The organism is Pseudomonas sp. 58(2021), from assembly GCF_017491585.1.
GTDB lineage: Bacteria > Pseudomonadota > Gammaproteobacteria > Pseudomonadales > Pseudomonadaceae > Aquipseudomonas > Aquipseudomonas fluorescens_BT.
The window spans coordinates 67,570-91,219 of sequence record NZ_JAFGYZ010000009.1; the positions used below are offsets into that span (position 1 = coordinate 67,570).

General features: G+C 58.7%; 16 protein-coding genes. 13 read left to right on the forward strand and 3 right to left on the reverse strand.

Features of this window, described 5'->3' with window-relative positions; genetic code table 11:
* A complete protein-coding gene (locus J5M72_RS12470; RefSeq protein WP_207865596.1) occupies positions 1 to 1,539 on the reverse strand; it encodes an HDOD domain-containing protein in 1,539 nt (512 codons plus the stop codon).
* Positions 1,540 to 1,706: 167 nt separating this feature from the next.
* Here J5M72_RS12470 and motA point away from each other — a divergent pair, with 167 nt between their 5' ends.
* Together motA and motB are read left to right on the forward strand one after the other, a co-directional pair.
* Positions 1,707 to 2,558, forward strand: coding sequence for a flagellar motor stator protein MotA (gene motA, locus J5M72_RS12475; protein ID WP_169428596.1), 852 nt, complete (start codon positions 1,707 to 1,709; stop codon positions 2,556 to 2,558).
* 3 nt (positions 2,559 to 2,561) lie between these two features.
* The gene (motB, locus tag J5M72_RS12480; protein ID WP_207865597.1) at positions 2,562 to 3,638 is read left to right on the forward strand and encodes a flagellar motor protein MotB; all 1,077 of its coding nucleotides are present in this window, start codon (positions 2,562 to 2,564) and stop codon (positions 3,636 to 3,638) included.
* Between the two features lie 56 nt (positions 3,639 to 3,694).
* Here motB and rsgA read toward each other — a convergent pair whose 3' ends face one another.
* Entirely contained in the window at positions 3,695 to 4,726 is a 1,032-nt protein-coding gene (gene rsgA / locus J5M72_RS12485) for a small ribosomal subunit biogenesis GTPase RsgA (protein WP_169428598.1), read from the reverse strand.
* A 107-nt stretch (positions 4,727 to 4,833) separates the two neighbouring features.
* Between rsgA and orn the strand changes: the two genes are divergently transcribed.
* The 6 genes from orn (at position 4,834) to J5M72_RS12515 (ending at position 16,120) form a co-directional block, all read left to right on the forward strand.
* The gene (gene orn, locus J5M72_RS12490) at positions 4,834 to 5,376 is read left to right on the forward strand and encodes an oligoribonuclease (RefSeq protein WP_064593092.1); all 543 of its coding nucleotides are present in this window, start codon (positions 4,834 to 4,836) and stop codon (positions 5,374 to 5,376) included.
* Positions 5,377 to 5,459: 83 nt separating this feature from the next.
* A complete protein-coding gene (locus J5M72_RS12495) occupies positions 5,460 to 6,071 on the forward strand; it encodes a trimeric intracellular cation channel family protein (protein WP_064379088.1) in 612 nt (203 codons plus the stop codon).
* A 173-nt stretch (positions 6,072 to 6,244) separates the two neighbouring features.
* Positions 6,245 to 7,273: a hypothetical protein gene (locus tag J5M72_RS12500; RefSeq protein ID WP_207865598.1), complete on the forward strand. Its 1,029-nt coding sequence runs from the start codon at positions 6,245 to 6,247 to the stop codon at positions 7,271 to 7,273.
* 187 nt (positions 7,274 to 7,460) lie between these two features.
* Positions 7,461 to 9,971 (forward strand): leucine-rich repeat domain-containing protein, encoded by a 2,511-nt coding sequence (locus J5M72_RS12505; RefSeq protein ID WP_207865599.1) that lies wholly within the window; start codon positions 7,461 to 7,463, stop codon positions 9,969 to 9,971.
* A gap of 347 nt (positions 9,972 to 10,318) precedes the next feature.
* Positions 10,319 to 11,305, forward strand: a complete 987-nt coding sequence (locus J5M72_RS12510) for a hypothetical protein (protein WP_207865600.1) — start codon at positions 10,319 to 10,321, stop codon at positions 11,303 to 11,305.
* 81 nt (positions 11,306 to 11,386) lie between these two features.
* Positions 11,387 to 16,120 (forward strand): RHS repeat-associated core domain-containing protein, encoded by a 4,734-nt coding sequence (locus J5M72_RS12515; RefSeq protein WP_207865601.1) that lies wholly within the window; start codon positions 11,387 to 11,389, stop codon positions 16,118 to 16,120.
* 46 nt (positions 16,121 to 16,166) lie between these two features.
* Here J5M72_RS12515 and queG read toward each other — a convergent pair whose 3' ends face one another.
* Positions 16,167 to 17,279: a tRNA epoxyqueuosine(34) reductase QueG gene (gene queG, locus J5M72_RS12520; RefSeq protein ID WP_207865602.1), complete on the reverse strand. Its 1,113-nt coding sequence runs from the start codon at positions 17,277 to 17,279 to the stop codon at positions 16,167 to 16,169.
* Between the two features lie 63 nt (positions 17,280 to 17,342).
* On the opposite strand from queG, the gene J5M72_RS12525 reads away from it, so the two are divergent.
* Genes J5M72_RS12525 through miaA form a run of 5 tightly spaced genes read left to right on the forward strand, consistent with a single transcriptional unit; the run spans position 17,343 to position 23,615 of the window.
* A complete protein-coding gene (locus tag J5M72_RS12525) occupies positions 17,343 to 18,842 on the forward strand; it encodes an NAD(P)H-hydrate dehydratase (protein WP_207865603.1) in 1,500 nt (499 codons plus the stop codon).
* Complete coding sequence (tsaE, locus tag J5M72_RS12530; RefSeq protein ID WP_169428605.1) at positions 18,830 to 19,300, forward strand: tRNA (adenosine(37)-N6)-threonylcarbamoyltransferase complex ATPase subunit type 1 TsaE; 471 nt, start codon at positions 18,830 to 18,832, stop codon at positions 19,298 to 19,300. Before J5M72_RS12525 ends, tsaE begins: the two co-directional genes overlap by 13 nt.
* Complete coding sequence (locus J5M72_RS12535; RefSeq protein WP_169428606.1) at positions 19,301 to 20,740, forward strand: N-acetylmuramoyl-L-alanine amidase; 1,440 nt, start codon at positions 19,301 to 19,303, stop codon at positions 20,738 to 20,740.
* Positions 20,737 to 22,644, forward strand: a complete 1,908-nt coding sequence (mutL, locus tag J5M72_RS12540) for a DNA mismatch repair endonuclease MutL (protein ID WP_169428607.1) — start codon at positions 20,737 to 20,739, stop codon at positions 22,642 to 22,644. The genes J5M72_RS12535 and mutL overlap by 4 nt, the downstream gene beginning before the upstream one ends.
* Positions 22,644 to 23,615 (forward strand): tRNA (adenosine(37)-N6)-dimethylallyltransferase MiaA, encoded by a 972-nt coding sequence (gene miaA / locus J5M72_RS12545; RefSeq protein WP_207865604.1) that lies wholly within the window; start codon positions 22,644 to 22,646, stop codon positions 23,613 to 23,615. The genes mutL and miaA overlap by 1 nt, the downstream gene beginning before the upstream one ends.
* Positions 23,616 to 23,650 lie beyond the last annotated feature (35 nt).

Genomic DNA, 23,650 nt, shown 5'->3' on the forward strand with positions numbered 1-23,650 from the left:
TCATTGGCCGCGCTGGCTAAAGCTGTGCAGTGCTTTCTCGATGCACTGCGCGGTTTTGCCGAAGGCTTGTACGGTGATGTCGGCGAACGGCCCGCCGCCCTGGTCGGCGACCACGATCATGATCACCCGGCCGTTGTTCACCAGCGAGCGCAGGAACAGGTGTTCGCCACGAAACAGGGCGCGTAGCGAGGGCGGCAGCAGGGCGGAAAACTGGGCGTTGTTGTCCGGGGTGATCCGCACCTGCGCCTGCTGCGCGAGCAATCGTTGCAGCACGGTGCTCTGGCTGACGACAAAATTGAGCGCAGCAGCTTCCTTCGGCAACCCCGAGGTTTGATGGACGCGCAGATTGGCGTGGCTGCGGTCGGCCATCAGGATCATCACCCGACGCATGCCGCTGGCGACCAGCGCATCGCGGGCGGCGACGGTCAGGCTCATGGCGTTGGTGAAGCGGCTTGGCACGGCCAGCAGCTCGGCGCATTGCCGGCGCCACCGGGTCAGGTCTTCAGCGGACGGCGCCGCAGCCGGCAGCATTCCGGCGGGCAGACGACGGGTGCCCCACGGCCACAGCAGCGAGACCGCCGGGTGCCAGAGGTCGGGCATGAAGTGATGGCGAGCGCTGACAGCGGCCTGTTGGTGCAACTGCTGTTGCACCTCGTCCATCGAGATTTGCAGGTAAAGGCTGGTCAGGTATTGCCAGCGCTCGCTGTGCGGACTGTCCCAGGCCTGTTGCGCCGAGAGTGCCAGACCGTTGGCCAGCAGCACGGTGTTGGCTGGCTGGTTGAGCCAGCGGCGCAAGGTCGGGTCGTCATCGAGGTGATTCTGTTGGCGCAGCGGATGATCGACGTCGCGGGCAATGCGCAGGACCTTGACCAGTTCGCGCTGCTCGGTCAGCAGCAGTCGGTAACCTTGCTGCACCCAGATCGGCAGACGCCAGGCTTGCACAAGCGCTTCGCCGATTTTCAGCAGGCGCACACCGAACAGCTGCTTTTCAACGACTCGCGCTGATTCGCCCTTGTGGATAACCCGCACTTCCCACTCTTCAAGCAATTTGGGAAAGGTCAGTGCCAACGGCCACAGCGGCGACAGAAACAGCAGGCTGCCCCAATGAATGTCCTGCCACAGCCGCGCCAGGCGACTGGCAAAAAAACCGTTGGCCTGTTGGGTGGCGTGCTGGCTGATCATCTGTATCTGGCGCAAGGCCTGGGGGATTTGTGCCTGGGGTTCGGCGGGCAGGCGTGCCAGCAGTTCTTCGGTGCGGGCCAGACCAAGACGATTGATCGCCACTTCAAGGTTTTCCGCCGGCGCAGTCATGCTGCCCAGGGTGTGACGGTTGGCTTCGCGGATGATGCTCAGGGCCAATGCAGGGCTGTCCTGCATCAGCTCGGCAATGTCGCGCAACGAGCTGCGATTGTCGCGGATGGCACGGCAAACGCGGTCGTGTGCTTCTTGCGGTACCGGCAGGCGCACGCCGTCGAGCAGCTTCACCCAGCCATCGAGTGTGGTCGGTCTTGCGTGTGGGACGTTCGTTTCATTAGCCATGTCTGGACGAGATCTTCACTGACTGTAGACGCGCCCGGCATGGGCTAAATTGGCTTTTCGCCTGAACTGGCTATAGTCTGGCGCAGTTTTGCCGATAAGTAGAAGAAGAGATTTTTTAACTTCCGAATATGACCTTGAACCCGACTTAAACAAGTACCTTTCTACCTATGGCTAAAATTATCGGCATCATCGTCGTATTCGCGAGCGTGCTCGGCGGATACGTGCTCTCCCACGGCAAGATTGCCGCCCTGATCCAGCCCTTCGAGGTGATGATCATCGGCGGTGCGGCACTCGGAGCCTTCCTCCAGGCCAACCCCGGTTACATGACGATGCATGTGCTCAAGAAATCCCTGGGCATGTTCAGTTCGCGTTTCAGCCACACGTTCTATCTGGAAGTGCTGGGCCTGATCTACGAGATCCTCAACAAGAGCCGCCGCGAAGGCATGATGGCCATCGAAGGCGACATCGAAGATGCCGCCGCGAGCCCGATCTTCGCCAAGTACCCGGCGGTGCTGAAGGACGAACGCATGACCGCGTTCATCTGCGATTACCTGCGCATCATGTCGTCCGGCAACATGGCTCCCCACGAGCTGGAAGGCCTGTTCGACATGGAACTGTACAGCCTCAAGGAAGACCTCGAGCATCCGTCCCACGCGGTGAACGGCATCGCCGACGCCATGCCGGGTTTCGGTATCGTCGCGGCGGTACTGGGTATCGTGGTGACCATGGCCTCCCTGGGTGAAGGCGATCAGAAGTCCATCGGTCTGCACGTCGGTGCGGCACTGGTAGGTACCTTCTTCGGTATTCTCGCGGCGTACGGTTTCTTCGGTCCGTTGGCGCACTCCCTGGCCCACGATGCCAAGGAAGAGCTGAACGTCTACGAAGCCATCAAGGCCTCGCTGGTGGCTTCGGCTTCCGGCATGCCGCCGTCGCTGGCTGTCGAGTTCGGTCGCAAGGTTCTGTACCCGGCTCACCGTCCAAGCTTTGCCGAGCTGGAACAAGCCGTTCGCGGTCGCTAAGTCATGGAAAATAACCAGCCGATAATCATCAAGCGCGTCAAGCGCATCGCCGGCGGGCATCACGGCGGGGCGTGGAAGATCGCCTTCGCCGACTTCGCGACGGCGATGATGGCGTTCTTCCTGGTGTTGTGGCTGCTGTCCACCGCGACCCCGGAGCAGAAGATCGCCATCGCCGGTTACTTCAAGGACCCGGTCGGTTTCTCCGAGAGCGGCACGCCGTACATCATCGATCTGGGCGGCACGCCGACCCTGGCGCCGGAAAACACCCTCAACCCTGAAGTGAAGTCTCAGCCGCAACCGGACAAGGTCACAGTCGATACTGAACAGGTTGAAGGCATGGCCGAGCAGGTCGAGAAGGAACGCCTGGAACTGCTGCTGCAAGAACTGCAGAACAAGGTCGACGAGAACCCGCAACTGCAGAAGTTCAAGGACCAGATCCTGTTCGAAATCACGCCGAACGGCTTGCGCATCCAGATCATGGACGCCGAGAACCGGCCGATGTTCGACTCCGGTTCTGCGCGCCTGAAGCCGTACTTCGAAGACATCCTGCTGGCCATGGCCGACACCATCAAAGCGGTGCCGAACAAGATCAGCATCAGCGGCCACACCGACGCCAAGCCGTACACTGGCACTGGCGACTTCGGCAACTGGGAACTCTCGGCCAACCGTGCCAACGCCGCCCGGCGTGCGCTGGTGGCGGGCAGTTATCCGGATTCGCAAGTGGCGCGTGTGGTGGGTTACGCCTCGTCGGCGCTGTTCGACAAGGAGAACCCGTTCAACCCGGTCAACCGCCGCATCGACATCGTGGTCCTGACCAAGAAGGCCCAGGCCGCCATCGAAGGTTCGCAAGGTGCCGAGCCGGCGAAACCGGCTGAAGGGCAGAACGGTGCCGATCCAGCCAAACCGGTCGACCCGAATGCCTTGCCGGCGGATCAGCAGCCAGTGCCGGCCCACGAGTTGCGCGAACGGTTGAATCTGTTTGACGACCCGCTGCCGAAACCGGTCGAGCCGGGCAGCGCGACGCCTGCCCCGGCGCCTGCTGCACCGGCCACTGCTCCGGCGCCCGCGCCGAAACAGTGATCCACAAAAAAGCCGCGAGATGATCGCGGCTTTTTTGTGTCTGGCTACTTGAACGCTCAGTAACCGTTTTCCGGCAGGCTGGCGATGATCGAGCGGTAGCTGTTCATCCGCTGCTGCTGGATGCGTCCGTCCTCAAGTGCCTTGAGCAAGGCACAGCCCGGTTCGCGGTCGTGCTTGCAGTCGCGGAAGCGGCAGGTGCCGAGCAGGTCGTCGAACTCGATGAAACCGGCTTCGACATCGGCACGGCTGACATGGCCGAGGCCGAATTCGCGGATGCCCGGGGAGTCGATCAGTTCACCGCCGCCGGGGAAGTGGAACAGCCGTGCGGTGGTCGTGGTGTGGGTGCCCTGGCCGGACAGTTCGGACAGCGGGCCGACACGGGTTTCCACGTCGGGCAGCAGGCTGTTGACCAGCGACGACTTGCCGACACCGGACTGACCGACGAACACGCTGATGCGCCCGTCGAGCTGTTTCTGCAACTGCTCCATGCCGTTGCCATGGTGCGCCGAGACTTCCAGCACCGGATAACCCAGGGTCCGGTACACCGCCAGCAGCGCGTTCAGGGCCGGGGCGTTCTGCTCGTCGATCAGGTCGAACTTGTTCAGCAGCAACAGCGGGCGGATGCCGGCGTGTTCGGCGGCGACCAGATAACGGTCGATCAGGTTGGCATGGGGCTCGGGCAGCGGGGCGAAGACGATGACGATCATGTCGACGTTGGCGGCCACCGGTTTGAGCTGACCACGGCTGTCCGGACGGCACAGCTCGGTGGTGCGCGGCAGTTGCGCGACAATCACGCCGATGCCCTGGTTGCCGGCGCGCCAGACGACGCGGTCGCCGGTTACCAGCGCTGGCAGGTTGGCCCGCAAGTGGCAGCGGAAGACCTGGCCGGCCAGTTCGCCGTCAACGGCCTCGACCTCGACCTGCACACCGAAGTGGGCGATCACCAGGCCGTGCTGTTCCGGGCCCAGGTCGCCGCCTTCGAGCGCCTCGACAGCCGAGGACTCGCGTTTGGCGGCGCGGGCGGCGCGCTCGCCCTGAATCTTTTCGATGCGCCAGTTTTGACGACGATTGAGTTGGCGTTTGGCCATGGGTGTTCCGTCTGAAGAATGCAGCGATTAGGTAAAACGGCCGCGAGTTTAGCACGCCCGGGCATCGCCCTAGGCTAAACTGCGCAGCATTGCTCAGGAGCCGAAATATGCAAAACCCGCAGAATCTGATCTGGATCGACCTGGAAATGACCGGTCTGGATCCGGAAAACGACGTGATCATCGAAATGGCCACCATCGTCACCGACAGCGATCTCAACACCCTGGCCGAAGGCCCGGTGATCGCCATCCACCACAGCGACGAAGTCCTCGCCCGGATGGACGAGTGGAACACTCGCACCCACGGCAACTCCGGCCTGACCCAGCGCGTGCGCGATAGCCGCATCAGCATGGCCGAAGCGGAAGCCGAAACCATCGCCTTCCTCGAAAAGTGGGTGCCGAAGGGCAAGTCGCCGATCTGCGGCAACAGCATCTGTCAGGATCGCCGCTTCCTTTATACCCACATGAAGTCGCTGGAAAGCTACTTCCACTACCGCAACCTCGACGTCTCCACGCTCAAGGAACTGGCCGCGCGCTGGGCGCCGGACGTGCGTGACAGCTTCAAGAAAGGCAGCACTCACCTGGCGCTGGACGACATCCGCGAATCCATCGCCGAGCTGCAGCACTACCGCAAGCATTTCATCAAGTTCTGAGATCGGCACCCACGCCGGGGCGCCCTCTTTTGGTGCCTCGGCGAAGTGAGTAGACTGCGCGCCTTCCTGCCAGGATCGCCACCATGTTGCTGATGCTCTACCTCGTTGCCATTACTGCCGAAGCCATGACCGGCGCCCTGTCTGCGGGCCGTCGCGGCATGGACTGGTTTGGCGTGGTGCTGATTGCCTGCGTCACGGCATTGGGCGGCGGTTCGGTGCGCGACGTGTTGCTCGGGCACTACCCACTGACCTGGGTCAAACACCCGGAATACCTGGTGCTGACCACGGTCGCGGCGATGATCACCGTGTTCACCGCGCGCTGGATGCGTCACCTGCGTTCGCTGTTTCTGGTGCTCGATGCGGTCGGCCTGGTGGCGTTTACGCTGATCGGCTGCATGACCGCCCTGGAAATGGGCCACGGCATGCTGGTGGCTTCGGTCAGCGGCGTGATCACCGGGGTATTCGGCGGCATCCTGCGCGACATCTTCTGCAACGACATTCCGCTGATCTTTCGCCGTGAGTTGTATGCCAGCGTCTCTTTTGCAGCGGCCTGGTGTTACATGTTGTGCCTGTATCTCAATGTGCCGAGTGAGCAGGCAATCCTGATTACCTTGTTTGGCGGTTTTCTGTTGCGATTGCTGGCGATTCGTTTTCATTGGGAAATGCCAAAGTTTGTCTATAACGACGAGCATTGATAGTTGTTGCAGTCACGGTTTAATAAACGACCATTTGCAGCCTTTCGGCGGTTTGCAAGTGTATGTTTCTTACATTTTTCGCTTTGCTGATTGTTTTAAGGTCATGTTATTTCTTTTGTTGATGGATTGTTCAATGCCAATCCTTGAATAAAACTCCTCAAAGGAAATGCAACATGAATGAAGATGTGAGCGAAACACAGGGCGGGCAAACCATCGCACCTGTTCTCGAAGGCCTTGCCAGCTTCAAGGTAAAGTTTGATGCTGGCGACAGCACCACCAGCAAATCACTATACGGCAATGGCCGCATGCAGGTGAAAGTGCAAGTTCTGGTGTCCGGAGTGGATGCCAACGGCAACTTCGTGCACGTGCCGGAAAGTGTAATGGATAGCATAGAACTCATTCATTACAGTACCGGCAGGACGTTACGTGACGGCTGGGCGGCGAGCACCGAACAAGGGCGTTACACGCTTGAGACGCAAACGTCGGCGACAGGTGAGGTCGTTTACGACGATGCTGAAAATGACAGCGTTCATCCTCAGGTTCGCACCTTCTGGGTATCCTCATCGGTCGCAGGAACGACCAGGATCGCTGCGCGCCTGTCTCTGAACGGGTTGAGAATTCTCAGTAACGGAACCACGCTGTCCAGCGTCCATGACAGCAGCATTACGATCGAATCCCAAACGCCTCCGGCTTATGCCATTGAACAGTTCCGCTGGTATCAAGCCCGGCGCGGCAATGAGCAACCCGGTAATCGAATCTTCAACTATTATCTGGGGCTTTATCCGCAGGGGCAGCAGATCAAGCTGGTTGATTGGATTGCAGACGGAGCTGAAGCGGGGAAAGACCACGCTTTTGCTGGGGGGAACAAGTTAGAGGAGCCGAGAACCAATTTTATGCGGGCCACTTTTGTCCGCCCGGAACGGAATACTCTGGAGGTGAAACTGCCATTTAATGGCGATCCCATTGCGTATCTTTTCCCCGATGCCATTACAAGAGAGTCAAAAACATACTCTGTAAGGGTCAATGATCACAACGGAGAGCTGACGGTTGTGCAGGCGCTGTCCGAATATTCTGAAATTGCACCTGGTTCCAGGCACGGCGAAATATTTCACTTTCGCGCCATTGATCAACACGGTACCGAGCATAGTTTGGCGTTGAGGCTGGATTTTTATACGCGCAACTTCACGCTTGAACGAGGTTGATAGCATTTTCTGCTGATGCACATTCGGCAGGAGTAGTAGGTATATATGCTCTTTTAACGGCGGATATCGATACTCTGTGATGTTCAATTGTCGGGTATTCGCATAAAAAGTGCAGTACTTATGACTTGTGTTGGCCCCTTGGTTCTGCGGGGGCCAGCGTAAACTACTCCTCAAGGATGAGAACTCAATGGCTGACAAAACGCCAAAGGTCAAAACTGTTCCTGCCCCAAACCATTCACCCGATTTCAGCATCAATGTTTCACATCGGCCAACCTCCCCCATTCCAGTAGCGCCGCAGGTATCCATACCGAATCGACTGGAACCGTCGAACTCTTTCGCCCGGCTAGAGGTGGGTGCATTGATGCAGGAGAGCAATGTGAGTGCGAATCCGGTTGCTTTTGCGATCGACGAGCTTGCGATGCTTTCCGCGCCCCGCTCCCTGGCAGATTACCGGATACCTGCTTCAACACTCCTCGGCGACGCCGATGCTCAGGGCATCCGGATGTACAAGGGGCGTCAGTTTGTGGCAGTCGCCGACGGCCATTTCGTGCAAGTGGTCCTGGATGCCGGGAGTGGTCTGCTTCGCGCCACGCAAGCCAGAGAGCTCAACCCTTCCGGTCCGCTATTGAAGCCCGATGGTGAGGGCCGGTTCTGGCTCGCACTGGACAGCAGTGATTCGCGCAATCGTCTCGCAAGGACGGATTCGATACACAGACGGACGGCTGAACTGGTTCACCGCGTGGGGTATTCGGTGGACGACTTCTCTGAAATTACAATGACACGTGTCCTTGCGGTGAGTGGCATGGATGAAGCGTTGGCGCGTGATTTCCCCATTCATTCTCGTTCCCTCGCGGTGCTCCAGGAAACTCTCAGGCGTTTCAGCCTCGATCGGAAAATCCAGATTTTCTTCACACAACTGCAGCATCCCGATCCGCTGGTTCGCGCCCAGCTCGATCCACAACTGCTGGCGCTGCTGAAGTCGCGCAAGGGCGATCTTGCCGAGAGGGACCGGGCTCTGCTCTTCCAGGATCATGAGCGTGCGTTTGAACTCGACTGTGATGAAAACACGTTGCAGATGCGACGCAGTTTTCCGGAACTGACCAAAACGGTGGCCGAGGCGCTGTGGCAGGACGCAAGCGCCTCCGATCGTCTGTATGTGCACAGTCATTCGGGAATGACACGACAAATGGCAGAAGACGCGCAGCTGGCAATGCGCGATGTGCGTCTGGCAAGAGCCTGTGAAGGGATTTACCTTGATTCGGTATCCAGTCTCGATAGTGATCGGCTGGCGTTGCATATGATCGGCCTCCTTGCGCAGTGGCCATCGACAGTTCGTATCGAAATTCGTCACGACGCAAAAGTCGCGACCGCTGTTGGCGATGTTCAGGCGCCGTTCCTTCATGTACTGGTCAGACAGGACGCCGGGTATGTCATCGACAGTCCCGAGGGCGCGTCTGCCAAAGATTCGAACGATCTCTATTCGTCAGTCTGGTCGCGGTTATTGCCCGTTCAGCGTCAGGCGCTCGGTGTCCTGGACGGAGGAGGGCAAGCGTTACGGCAATTGGTGCGTTTACAGCCGTTGCCCTCGCGCCAAGTCGTGAGCGAAGTTCTGGAAATGGCTCCACGGCCGGTTTCTGTCGATCCCGCTGCCTTGCAATACGCGCAAACGGGAGGATTGCGAGGTGGAGCCGATAACGATCCGACATCGGCAAAGTCAGTTGTAGACAGCGTGCGTGAGCTTTATCCGCAACTCAAGGATGAGGAGGTGACGGCGTTTATCAACCGGCGATTGAAGAATGATCCATCCGGCGTGATACAGCGGCTTGAAAAAGAGTTCGCGATGCTGCGTGAAGAACTGGCGATATGGAGTGCCGGTGAGTCATCACCTCATTCGCAATCGTCGGGATGGTCGTCAGCGCCGACACTTGTCGAACAGCGCCAGGCCCGCGAGCAATTCAGCAAGTTGCTGCAGGATATCTGGCAGCGCAAGTCGATTTCGAGATGGGAATATGGTGACTATCATTTTTCTGCTGATGTCGATTTTTCTGGCGAGTTACCAAGGTTATCCACCCGATTCGAATATGTAACAGAGTTAATATTAACCGCAAAAAATCCGGAGGCACGGATCGGTCCATTTCTCGACAGTTTTCCCAACGTTCAATATTTGATGGTGAACGGCGTAAAAATGGAGGACCTTGCGCCAGGGATCTTCCAAATGCGTGAGTTGCGTCAACTTACCTTGAACGGGTGCTCGCTCAGACTTTCTGAAGCAACGGCTGAGGGGCTGGGGAGAATAGAAACGCTGACACTGTTGAATCTGTCACAGAACCCTTTGACGGTGGCTCCGCATGTAGGCTTCATGCAAGATCTGACTGAGTTGATGCTGCATGACGCCAATCTTTCAAATGTGCCTTCGGGAGTAGGAACACTCAAGGAGCTCGAGATATTGACGTTGCAGAACAATAATATTGTCGATGTGGGGGATGAGTTATTCGATATTCTGGATACACAGAATCTATTCATCGGTCTGGTGGGCAACCCCTTGAATAACGCTTCCAGGGAGCGAATTGACCAATATCTTGACCGTTCCAGCATGGATAGAAAAATAGAAATAAAAGTGGAAGAGTCTTTTTCAGACTCGGAGTACGAAAGTGACTCTTCAGAAAGTGGGTTCGGGACAGACTCAAGCAGTAGCTGATTGTTGATAAGCGTAACGTTCTGCGTATTTTTCTAACACGATCTGATACGAATGAATAACGTAGCGCTTCATCTTCTGTTATCGGTAAAGCCAGAATAAAGGAGAGAAGCGCTGCGGGGAATGCCGAAACGAAAGGGGCACGGATGGAAAGCTTGAATTTCGTAATTTGGAGTTTCCCTTTTTGAATGTTTGTTTGCTGTGCCGGGTTTGATGTTAAGGTATTTCCTCGGATGGCCTGTTCATAATTTGTCGAGTGTCTTGGCTGTTATTGTTGTTTTAGTCATGCGTCAATGCTTGGGCGCGTCCTTGTATGGACGTCATGTATTTATTAGCCAAGGTGTTATTGAATGTCTGACGAACAACTTAGTATTTCCCGTATCGAAGTTAAACTCGACGCTACCAAGTCTGGCCAGCACAAAGTGCTTTACGCCAACGGTCGCATGCAAGTGCGTGTGTTGGTGCTTGTACAAGGAGCCGATAGCAATGGTGATGGCGTGTCACTGTACGGGCATCCCGCCTTGCAGACGCTGCGGCTGATTGCCTATAACGGTGCTCGGCCTCTGGAAGGTGACTGGAGTGTATCCAGGCAGGAGAATCGGTTTGCCCACGAAATGTCGGGTGGGGCGCCGCGCGTTACAGAAGTTCGCCAAGTCAAGGACAATCGAATCAGTGATGATTCCGATCCTGTGCAAGTATTTGAATTTTGGGTTTCCGCCTCCCGGCCTGGAATCATGGAAGTGGCTGCCGAAATAGCCATGGATAACGTGACGCTGCGAACGAACGGAATTGGCTTCGATAGCAGTGTCACGCTGGAAGCTATTCCGCCGAGAGTGTATTCGCTAAACAGTTTTTCGCTGAATAAATATGAAGAGAAGCAGCAGAGGGCCTCTTACGACTGGATCCAGCTTTACCATATTGGACTGCACGCAGAGGGCAGACAGGTTCATCTCCTCGACTGGTACAGCAGTGAGGTCAAGCTTGATCCTTATGATTCTGAAATGGCGGCGCTGGTCTACGTGTCCGGAAATATTCCCGATACACGGGACGGACGCAGAAACTTTTACGGTTACATGGCGCCGATTTATGGGCAGAAAACAACGTTTCGCAGTCCGCTGGGCTATGTGACCGTACCTATTAACAAAGTGCCCGGCCAGTTGACACTTGTTCAGTACATTTCCGCTGACTTTCAAGTGGCACGGGAAAATGAAAGTGCATTCGAGTTTGCAGTGCTTGATGAGTTCGGCTCGGAATACAGGCTTTCGCTCGATGGTGACAAGGAACAGCGTACCTTTATTTTGGGCGAGTCCCGGCGGTCAATGAAACAGCTTGCCTGATTTTGTCAGGTGGCCAGCCGGTGTTCACTGGTCACTTGATTTGCCAATATCTGAATATGGAAATAAAGGACGTCTTTTTCAATGGAAAGTAATTCATCTTCCAATGCTCACTCCAATGCTTTCAACTTCGGTGAGTTTGTTTCTGGAGGCGTTGACCCTCGCACCGGAATGTATACGTGTTCATTTTCGCTGGGCAAGTTGCACTCGGCGGGTCTGAATGGCCCTGAGCTTGCACTGACATTGGGTTTCAATCCACTGAATCAAGTGGATACCGGTTTCGGCGTCGGCTGGTCTTTGACCATGACGCATTACGACTTGCGCAGCAAGGTCATGACGCTGGCAAACGGTGAACGCTATAAGGCTGTGGAGACGTCTGCCGGCCTGAAGTTCAGGGAAATGAAACTGCAAACCGCCAAGGTGCTGGAGACGGGGGGCGGACGCTATGAAGTCCGGTACAAGGATGGTCGGCGTGAGTTGCTCAAGGTTCAGGCCGGCACCCAGGTCGCGGTAGTAGAAAAAATCATTGCCCCGAACGGTGTGAGCATCACGCTGAAGCATGTGTTGTTCAATCAGTTTCCCATGTTGGTTGAAGTCAATGACACCCAGCGATGCCTGCTGAAAATCACACGCAAGGCAGGTCAGGTGATACTGACCCGGCATCCTGGTACTTCGGCCGCTACCGATTACGGACTGGTCCTGAAAAATAGTCGGGTAACGGCCATCGAGCTTCCGGTCGGCAAAGGCTGGGAGCTGGAATATGAGGTCATTGATCAGGCCATCTATTTGTGGCGCGTCGTCAATCCGTTGCGCGGTGTCGAATTCATTCGCTACAAGCGCCAGGGTCACCTCTTCGTAAACGGCGTGGAGCGGTCACTGCCATTTGTCATCGCTCACGATATTTATCCGGGGCACCACCAACCCAGGCTCTGCAAGGAATACTCGTATTCCGACCATAACTTTCTCGGGCAGGGCCTCATCCCGACCAGAAGTAATGACGGAGATCCTCTCTACCTGGCGCCCGCCAACTACGTCTATTCCTCGACCGAGCGGTTGGTGGTCAAGGGGGCGGTGCACACCCTTGTCAACCGCACTTACAACAAGTTCCATTTGTTGACCGCAGAGGTCACTACAAGAGGTGATGCCAAGACCTCAGTCGCCACCGAATACCATTGTTCCGTCACCAAGCCATTCAATGAGCAGCCGGCTCAGTTCCGCATGCCAAAGATTCAGACGGTGACTTATCTCGACCGGCGCACCCAACAGACGCGTCAGGAAACCACCGTCACTGAGTTCGATGGTGAAGGCAACTTGCTCAAACTTGTCGAGCCGAATGGAATGACCACTTTGTCGGAGTTTTATCCGGCAAGCGGTGGGGACAAGTGTCCAGAGGATCCGATGGGCTTCGCCAGGTTCCAGAAAAAGAGGACAGTCATCCCGGCAGACGGGGGAGGGAACTCGACTGTTACCTACTACGACTATGCCCTGCATCCTGCGCTGGAAGGTGCAGAGCTGGCCTTCGTCCTGCCAGTTGAGGAGCGTTTTTTCGAGCTTGTGGAGGGGGTTGAGATCCAGCGGTCGAAAACCGAAAAAAGTTACCTGAATACGCCGCAGGACCCGTTCAAACATGGGGCCACGCAAGAGCAAAGTGTCACCCGTAACGATAAAAAGACCCGTACTGAATTTTCCTATGAGCTCAAGGACACCCGGCTGGAAGTAAAGTCCAGTACATACGGATTTGATGGAACGCTGCAGACCAGTGAGAAAGTGCTTTCGACACTGACTGGATTACAGGTCTCGGAAATCGGTGTCGATGGCGAGCACATCGAGTATGAGTACGACGCAATCGGCCGGGCAGTATGCAAGACGGTTGCCCCTGGAACGCCCTTCGCGAGCTCTACTCAGTGGTCTTATATATCCGCCAGCCAGAAACTGCCGGCCACAATAGTGGGAACGAATCCCGCCGGCGGCGAGCAACGCGTAAGTGTTGACGGCCTGGAACGGGTGATCACCGTTGCGGAAAAGGACTGTGACCGTCCGGACAAGGAGGGACTTATTCAGACTCGCACCCTTTATTCCGCGGTTCATGATTCGGCGGGTAACAGGATACAAGTGACACTGACCGATTGGCGCGACGGCAAACCTTGTCCAGTGGTGACTCGCTACGAATTCGATGACTGGGGCCAGGTCTGCAAGACGCTCCATGCCGATGGGCGCATCGAACACAGCGAGGTCGATCCGGTTGCTCGCCAGCAAACGAATTGGCTTCAAGGGATGGGCAAGACAGTCACCCTCGTCAACTCGTTCGGAAAGCCTCTGAGTGTCGAGAGCTTCAACCTTAAGAACAGCAGTCTGGGCAAAACGGTTTACACCTATGACGGCCTCGGGCGCACGACCACCGAGACCGATCCTGCCGGCAATACCACACGCTATGAATATGACGTCTTCGACCGGATGACCCGCAGCGTCCTGCCCGATGCCAGCGAGGTGGTAACCGATTACGCCGATCACAGCGACGAAGCGTTGCCGGCCTGCATCCAGGTCGACGGCAAAATGTTGGGCCGGCAAACCTATGACGGCTTGAATCGTCTCACGCAAAGCACAGTGGGCGGGCGCAAGTCCGAAGCCGGTTATGAAGCGGGCTTCCGTCAGCCGCAGTGGCACAAGAGTCCCGACGGCAAGAAAACCGAATTCACCTATTTGCGTGAGCTGGGCGGTTTACTGACGGAGCGCAAGGCGGGTGCGTTGCTCACCACCATGACTTACGACCCGGTCAATGGTCATCCCCTGACCTGCAGTGAAAACGGCAGAGAGCGTCGTTTTACGTATTACCCTTCCGGGCGCATCAAATCCGAAACGACCACTTACGGGGTGATCAGTAAATCAACTTCCTTTACCTATTCTCTCGAGGGTCGACCGCTCACCTATATCGATGTGCTGGGGACGGAGCGCAGATCCGAATACGATGATCACGGTCGTCTGCTATCAACCTTGCAGGGGTCACTGAAAACCGAATTCCACTACAACCTTCAGACCGGGTTGCTGGAATGGACAATGACCGAAGAGACTTCGCTCAAGCGTCAAATGATCACCCGGTTTGCCTACGATGATATCGGTCGTGAAACATGCCGTACTTTCGAGGTCAAGGGCCAGCCCGATCAGACGCTGGTGTCGACCTATACACTGGCTGGCAAACTGGCGAGGAAGGTGTCCAGCCGCGGTACGCAAGTGTTGCGCGATGAACAGTTTTCCTACGACAGGCGCGGGCGTCTGATCCAGTACGACTGCGCCGGAACCCACAAGCCCCGGGATCCCTATGGCAAGGAGATTGTTCAGCAGGCGTTCACATTCGATGCGCTGGATAACCTGCTCACCGTACAGACGCGGTTCCCGCTGGGTGTGAACCTGACTACCTTTGGTTATGACAACCCGGACCCTGCGCAACTCAGCTCGGTCAAGCATTCACACGTCGACTATCCCTCGGCAGTGACCCTGGAATATGACGCCAACGGCAGGATGATCAAGGATGATCAGGCGCGAACCCTGGCCTATGACGCGCTCGGGCGACTCGAGCAATTGACCGGTGCAGGAGGCAAGGTCATTCGCGGCTACCATTACGACGGGTTCGACCAACTGGTTGAACTGGCGCAACCAGATACGGTAACTACCCAGCGTTATTACCATGAAGGCCGGATCACCCATGAAGTCAGCGGTAATCGTTCATCTAGCATCGTGCGTCACGGTGGATTGCTTGTAGGGCAGCAACAACTCGGATTGAGCTCCGGTATTCAGCTGTTCGGCACCGATCAGCAGCAAAGTGTGTTGGCTCAACTGGGTGAGGAGCATCTGACCGATTGCGCTTACAGCCCTTATGGGCACCGTCCCGCCGAAGGTGGCTTGTTCAGTCTGGCGGGCTTTAACGGCGAGCAACTGGACCCGGCTACCGGTCTGTATCTGTTGGGCAATGGATACCGAGCCTATAGCCCGACCTTGATGCGCTTTCTCAGCCCCGACAGCATGAGTCCGTTTGGTGAAGGCGGATTGAATGCCTACGCCTATTGCCTGGGCGATCCTGTCAATCGTATTGACCCCACTGGACACATCTCCTGGCAAACCATCCTGGGCGTTGGATTGAGCGTTTTCGGGATTGTTGCCAGCGTATTGACGATGGGAGCGACGACGCCCTGGGCAGTGGCGGCCTTGGGGCTGGCCGTTACTTCGGGCTTGTCGAGTATTGCCAGCGAGGTGGTCAATGAGCTGGAGCCGGAATCTCAAGCGGGGAATATATTGGGCTGGATCACCTTTGGTCTTGGACTGGCTTCGTTCGGGGCTGGGCTGGGGGCGGGTGCCAGAGCGGGCATTAATGCGGGCAGGAAACTCGCTGGCGCCTGGGCGCAAGGGGCGAGTGGCAAGGGGGCAGGCGCTGCGGGCAAAGAGATGGCCAAAGGAATGATCAAGGGAAAAGGAGCCAAGGCTGCAGCAAAAGCCAGGAAAGCCGCTGAGCCGGTTGCCGAAGAAGTGAAGTGGACACTGGTCAGGCCCAAAGACAAGATGAATATTGTCAGAATAGAAGCGCGCAAGGCCACGGAAGACAGAGCTGAACTGTTCATGAAACATATCGAGGCGGGTAATTCCCCGACCTCCGCCGCCGCGCTCATACACGCCGACTATACGCCAATGTATGGTCCGGCCAGTTCCGGGGCAAAGCCGATGCATCTTTACTTATCGCAGGGGGATCGCATTTATCTGACGGAAGACACCAAGCACAAGATTGTCACCATCAAGCAGGTGGGTGGCCACTACAACGAAAAAAAATAGGTGTGAATAACGCACCCGGACAGCGACGGGCATGAGGCAACGACACTCAATGTCCAGACTGCGGCTTGAGCACCGTGTCTGCAGGTTTTGCCTGTGCTGATCGTGAGTGCTGTTCAAGCGCCCATTCCACATGCTCTCTCACCAACTCTGACGGATAATCCCGTCGCGCCTTCAACGCTTCCAGCACCGGAATCGTTGAAGGCGCATTCCCCAGGCCCACCGCCAGATTGCGCAGCCAGCGTTCGTAACCCGCCCGGCGCAGCGGCGAGCCTTCGGTACTGCTCAAAAACTTGTCTTCATCCCACAGAAACAGCTCGGCGAGTTCGGCATTGTCCAGATTGTGCCGTGGCTTGAAATCGCTTTCGCCGGAGGGGCGGGCGAAGCGGTTCCACGGGCAGCAGATCTGGCAGTCGTCGCAGCCGAACACCCGGTTGCCGATCAGCGGTCGCAGGTCTTCGGGAATAGCGTTCTTCAACTCGATGGTCAGGTAGGAAATGCAGCGTCGCGCATCCAGCACATACGGGCCGACGAAGGCGTTGGTCGGGCAGATGTCGAGGCACGCGGTGCAGCGCCCGCAATGTTCGCTGCTGTGGGGTTCATCCACCGGCAAGGGCAGGTCGACGAACAGTTCGCTGAGAAAGAAGTAACTGCCGGCCTTGCGGTTGAGCACCAGAGTGTTTTTGCCGATCCAGCCCAGGCCGGCCTGTTCGGCGATGGCTTTTTCCAGCACCGGAGCGCTGTCGACGAAGGCGCGGAAGCCGAACGGACCGATCTCGGATTGAATCCTGTCCGCCAGTTGTTGAACGCGTTTACGGATCAACTTGTGATAATCGCGGCCCAAGGCATAACGCGAGATGTAGGCCTTTTCCGGTTTGGCCAGCAATTGTGCCATTTGCGTGTCGCCCGGCAGGTAGTCCATGCGCAGGGAAACGACACGCAAGGTGCCCGGCACCAGTTCTTCGGGGTGCGAGCGTTTGCTGCCGTGGGCACCCATGTAATCCATTTCGCCGTGGTAGCCGGCCTCGAGCCAGCGTTGCAGGTGCTGCTCATGCTCGGCCAGGTCCAGACCGCTGATGCCGACTTGCTGGAAGCCCAGCTCGCGGCCCCAGTCCTTGATGGATTGGGCGAGGGCAGGCAGATCTGTGGTGATGGCGGACATGAGGCGAGAGAAACCGGAGCTGAGGTGCGTATAATTCTGCCAGACATCGGAGCCCGAAGACGCATGCCGCACACTAAAGATCAATTACCCGACGCGCTGTACCGTGCCGCGCAGGTGCGCGAACTCGACGCACGGCTGATCGCCGCCGGCACGCCGGGCTTCGAATTGATGCAGCGTGCCGCCCATGCCACCTGGCGCGCGCTGGTGCGCCAATGGCCGGCCGCGAATCAAATGACGGTGCTGGCCGGGCACGGCAACAACGCCGGCGATGGTTATCTGGTGGCGGCGCTGGCCCACCGGGCGGGTTGGCAGGTTCAGGTGCTGGCTGTCGGCGAGCCGCAGCGTTTGAAGGGCGATGCCGCGGTGGCTCACGCCGAAGCCGTGGCTGACGGCGTCTCGATTGCCCCGTGGGATGTGTCCTGCGAGTTGCGGGGTATCGTCGTTGACGCGTTGCTCGGCACGGGCCTGAGCGGTGACGTGCGTGAGCCTTATGCCTGCGCGATTGCGGCGATCAATGGCAGCGGACTGCCGGTGGTGGCGGTCGATATCCCTTCCGGGTTGTGTGCTGATACCGGTCATGCGCTGGGTGACTCAGTGCGCGCCGACCTCACCGTGACCTTCATCGGCCTGAAACTCGGGCTGTTTACGGGCGCGGCAGCGGATCACGTCGGCGAACTGCTGTTTAACGATCTGCAGGCTTCGACCGAAACCTTCAGTGACATTCCTGTCGCCGCTCGCCGGCTCAACGTGGCTAACCTTCCGCATCTGGCTGCCCGTGCGCCGGCTGCGCACAAGGGGCGTTTCGGTCATGTGCTGCTGATCGGCGGCGATCACGGTTTTGGCGGGGCAATTCTGCTCAGCACCGAAAGCGCCTTGCGCAGCGGGGCCGGGATGGTGTCGCTGGCGACCCGCCCGGAACATGTGCCGGCGGCGTTGAGCCGGGTGCCGGAAGCCATGGCGCTGGGCGCTTCTTCGGCCAATCAATTGATGGGGCTGCTGGAAAAGGTGTCCGTATTGGTGGTCGGCCCGGGGCTTGGGCAGGCCAGTTGGGGCAGGGCACTGCTGTCGGCCGCCGCCAATGCACCGCTGCCGCAAGTGTGGGATGCCGATGCGTTGAATCTGCTGGCGTCCGGCTTCGTTACTCTGCCCAGGGATTGCGTGATCACACCGCATCCGGGTGAAGCGGCGCGCTTGCTTGGGATCAGCACGGCAGAAGTGCAAGCGGATCGTCCGGCCGCCGCGCTGGCGTTGAGCAAAAAATATACAGCGGTGGTGGTGCTCAAGGGCGCCGGCAGTCTGATCGCTCATCCCGACGGGCGTCTGGCGTTGTGTCATCAAGGTCATCCGGCGATGGCCACTGCGGGGCTCGGCGATGTGCTGGCCGGTCTGGTCGGAGCGTTACTGGCTCAAGGCATGGACGTCTTCGATGCGGCTTGCCTGGCGGTCTGGCTGCACGCCAATGCCGGAGCGCAACAAGGTGAATTCGGCCGTGGGCTGGCGGCCAGTGATCTCATTCCAGCCATTCGTCAGTTGTTGGAGGAGCATGCACCGTGTCTGAAGTAACCCTGTACGTGGCCGATGAACAGGCAATGAGCGACTTTGGCGCACGGATCGCCCGCGTAACCGGGGGGCATGGCCTGATCTTTCTTGAGGGCAACCTCGGCATGGGCAAAACCACGCTGTCGCGGGGCATCATTCGCGGGCTGGGGCACGTGGGCGCGGTGAAAAGTCCGACCTTCACGCTGGTCGAGCCCTACGAGATCGGTGACGTCCGCGCCTTTCACTTTGATCTGTATCGTCTGGTCGATCCGGAAGAGTTGGAGTTTCTCGGTATTCGCGACTATTTCGAAGACGACGCCCTGTGCCTGATCGAGTGGCCCGATAAAGGTGCAGGCTTTTTGCCAAAGCCTGACCTGACCATTACCATTAGCCCGCAAGACAGCGGGCGTTCGCTGACTATTTTGTCCCAGGGCTCGCGTGGCGAGGCCTGGTGTGCCGCTTTGGCATTGGAAACCAATTAAATGATGGGGTTAGGTATGCGCTTTCGCGCGTTGGTGGCTGCCGCTGGACTGATGTTGATGGCAGTAACCGTCAACGCTGTGGCCGAAACGAAGGTCAACAGCGTGCGCCTGTGGCGGGCGCCGGACAACACGCGCCTGGTGTTCGACCTGACCGGCCCGGTGCAACACAGCGTCTTTACCCTCACTGCACCGGATCGACTGGTGATCGACATCAATGGCGCCACCCTCGGGGCGCCGTTGAAAGTCTCCACGGCCAATACGCCGATCACCGCCATGCGTTCGGCACAGCGTACGCCGACCGATTTGCGGGTGGTCATTGACCTGAAGAAAGCCGTCACCCCGAAAAGCTTCTCGCTGGCGCCGAACGCGCAGTACGGAAACCGTCTGGTGGTCGACCTGTTCGATAACCCGGCCGATGCCGCGCCTCCACCTCCGACACCTGCGCCCGCACCAACGGTAGCGACCGTTCCGGCCGTGCCGGTAACCCCGACAGAACCTGCGATCAAACTGCCTCCGGCCCCGGCCGGCAAACGCGACATCATTGTGGTGATCGACGCCGGCCACGGCGGCGAAGACCCGGGTGCGTCCGGCTCACGTGGTCAGCGCGAAAAAGACGTGGTGCTGCAGATCGCCCGTGAATTGCAACGCCAGGTCAACGGCATGAAAGGCTTCCGCGCCGAACTGACCCGTACAGGCGACTACTTCATCCCGCTGCGCGGTCGAACCGAAATCGCCCGCAAGAAGGGCGCCGACCTGTTCGTCTCGATCCACGCCGACGCCGCGCCGTCTGCGGCGGCCTTCGGGGCTTCGGTGTTTGCGTTGTCCGACCGTGGCGCAACGTCGGAGACCGCCCGTTGGCTGGCCGACAGCGAAAACCGTTCCGACCTGATCGGTGGTGCCGGCAACGTCAGCCTCGACGACAAGGACCGGATGCTCGCCGGCGTGCTGCTCGACCTGTCGATGACCGCCTCGCTGACCTCCAGTCTCAACGTCGGCCAGAAAGTCCTGAGCAACATCGGCCGGGTCACGCCGTTGCACAAGCAGCGCGTAGAACAGGCCGGGTTCATGGTGTTGAAGTCGCCGGACATTCCGTCGATCCTGGTGGAAACCGGCTTTATCTCCAACGCCAACGAAGCGAACAAACTCTCTGCTTCGAGCCACCAGCAGGCGCTGGCGCGGTCGATCAGCAGCGGCGTGCGTCAGTTCTTCCAGCAGAACCCGCCACCGGGCACCTACATTGCCTGGCTGCGTGATTCGGGCAAGATCGCCCAGGGGCCACGTGATCATCGGGTCAGCCCGGGTGAGACCCTGGCGATGATTGCCGTGCGCTATCAGGTGTCGGCCGCCACGTTGCGCAGTGCCAACAACCTGAGCAGCGATGAGTTGAAGGTCGGTCAGCACCTGACCATTCCGGGCACTGAACTGGCGTCCAAAGAATGAATCAGGTTCTGAACGCTGCCCGTATCGAACTGCTCAGCCCGAGGCTGGCGAACCAGATCGCCGCCGGTGAGGTGGTGGAGCGCCCGGCCTCGGTGATCAAGGAGTTGCTGGAAAACAGCCTCGACTCCGGCGCCAGACGCATCGACGTCGATGTCGAGCAGGGCGGCGTCAAACTGTTGCGGGTGCGCGACGATGGCAGCGGAATTTCCGCCGATGACCTGCCGCTGGCACTGGCCCGTCACGCCACCAGCAAGATCCGCAACCTCGAAGACCTCGAACAGGTGATGAGCCTGGGTTTCCGGGGCGAGGCACTGGCGTCGATCAGCTCCGTGGCACGTCTTACCCTGACTTCCCGCACCCGTGACGCCGATCAGGCCTGGCAGGTCGAAACCGAAGGCCGTGACATGGCGCCCCGGGTACAACCGGCAGCCCATCCGGTCGGCACTTCGGTGGAAGTGCGTGACCTGTTCTTCAACACCCCGGCACGGCGCAAATTCCTCAAGACTGAAAAAACCGAATTCGATCACCTGCAGGAAGTGATCAAGCGTCTGGCGCTGGCGCGTTTCGACGTGGCGTTTCACCTGCGCCACAACGGCAAGACCATCCTCAGCCTGCACGAAGCTCACGATGACGCGGCTCGCGCCCGGCGTGTGGCGGCGATCTGCGGTTCGGGCTTCCTTGAGCAGGCGTTGCCGATCGAGATCGAGCGCAATGGCTTGCACCTGTGGGGCTGGGTCGGTCTGCCGACCTTCAACCGCAGTCAGGCGGATTTGCAGTATTTCTTCGTCAACGGCCGTGCGGTGCGCGACAAACTGGTGGCCCACGCGGTGCGTCAGGCTTATCGCGATGTGTTGTTCAATGGCCGGCATCCGACGTTCGCGCTGTTCTTCGAGGTCGATCCGGCAGCGGTCGACGTCAACGTGCACCCGACCAAGCATGAAGTGCGCTTCCGTGACGGGCGCATGGTGCATGATTTTCTTTATGGCACCTTGCACCGTGCCTTGGGGGATGTGCGGCCGGAAGATCAGTTGGCCGGTTCGGTCACTACCGCGGTCGTGCGGCCAACCGGTCTCGAAGCCGGCGAATTCGGGCCGCAGGGCGAGATGCGCCTGGCCGCCAACGCGCTGCTGGAGCAACCGCAGGCACAACCGACGTTCAATACCTCGTCGAGCGCCAGTGCTGGCGGTGCTTATCAGTATCAATACACGCCGCGTCCGCAATCGACCGTGCCGGTTGCCGAGGCTCAGGCCGCGTACCGCGAGTTTTTCGCGCCGCTGCCCGAGGCCAATGCCAACGCGCTGCCGGCCGGTCAGGAAGACATTCCGCCGCTGGGGTACGCACTGGCGCAGCTCAAGGGCATCTACATTCTTTCCGAGAACGCCCAGGGCCTGGTTTTGGTGGACATGCACGCCGCTCACGAGCGGATCATGTACGAGCGCCTGAAGATCGCCATGGCCAGCGAAGGCCTGAGCGGTCAGCCGCTGCTGGTGCCGGAGTCGCTGGCGGTCAGTCAGCGCGAGGCCGATTGTGCCGAAGAGCATGCGGCGTGGTTCCAGCGTCTCGGTTTCGAATTGCAGCGTCTGGGCCCGGAAACCCTGGCGATCCGTCAGATCCCGGCCCTGCTCAAACAGGCCGAGGCCAACCGTCTGGTGGGCGACGTGTTGTCGGACTTGATGGAGTACGGCACCAGCGACCGAATCCAGGCGCATTTGAATGAACTGCTCGGCACCATGGCCTGCCACGGCGCGATCCGCGCCAACCGCCGCCTGGCCTTGCCGGAAATGAACGGCCTGCTGCGCGACATGGAAAACACCGAGCGCAGCGGTCAATGCAACCATGGCCGGCCGACCTGGACCCAACTGGGCCTGGACGATCTGGACAAACTGTTCCTGCGCGGTCGTTGATGAGCCAGCTTCCTCCAGCGATTTTCCTGATGGGCCCGACCGCTGCGGGCAAGACCGACCTGGCCATCGAGCTGACCAAGGTGCTGCCGTGCGAGCTGATCAGTGTCGATTCGGCGCTGGTTTATCGCGGCATGGACATTGGCACGGCCAAACCGTCGAAAGAGCTGCTGGCCGAGTACCCCCACCGCCTGATCGACATTCTCGACCCGGCCGAGGCTTATTCGGCTGCGGATTTTCGCCGCGACGCTTTGCAGGCGATGTCCGAAATCACCGCACGCGGAAAAATTCCGCTGCTGGTGGGCGGCACGATGCTCTATTACAAGGCTTTGGTCGAAGGTCTGGCCGATATGCCGGCGGCGGATCCCGAGATTCGCGCGCAGATTGAAGAAGAGGCTGCACGCCTTGGCTGGCAAGCCCTGCACGATCAACTGGCGGCAGTCGATCCGGAGTCGGCGGCGCGTATTCATCCGAACGATCCACAGCGCCTGAGTCGTGCGCTGGAAGTCTATCGGGTCAGCGGTCAGAGCATGACTGAACTTCGGCTGAAACAATCTGTACAAAGTACTGAAGCGGCGGCATCGGGACGGCAACAATTGCCCTATACTGTCGCGAACTTGGCCATTGCTCCGGCAAATCGCCAGGTACTGCACGACCGCATTAAACAAAGATTCACAAATATGCTGGAACAGGGATTCATCGACGAGGTCGTAGCCCTGCGTAATAGAAGTGACCTGCATGCCGGGTTGCCGTCTATACGTGCGGTAGGCTACCGCCAGGTCTGGGATTACCTGGATGGCAAGCTGACGGCGGCCGAAATGCAGGAGCGGGGCATCATCGCCACGCGCCAATTGGCCAAACGCCAGTTTACCTGGCTGCGCAGCTGGGACGATTTGCACTGGCTCGACAGTCTGGATTGCGACAATCTGCCACGCACCTTGAAATACCTTGGGACCATCTCCATATTGGGCTGAGTCCTTGCAATTGCCGTCTATCCTTGGGGGTGTGG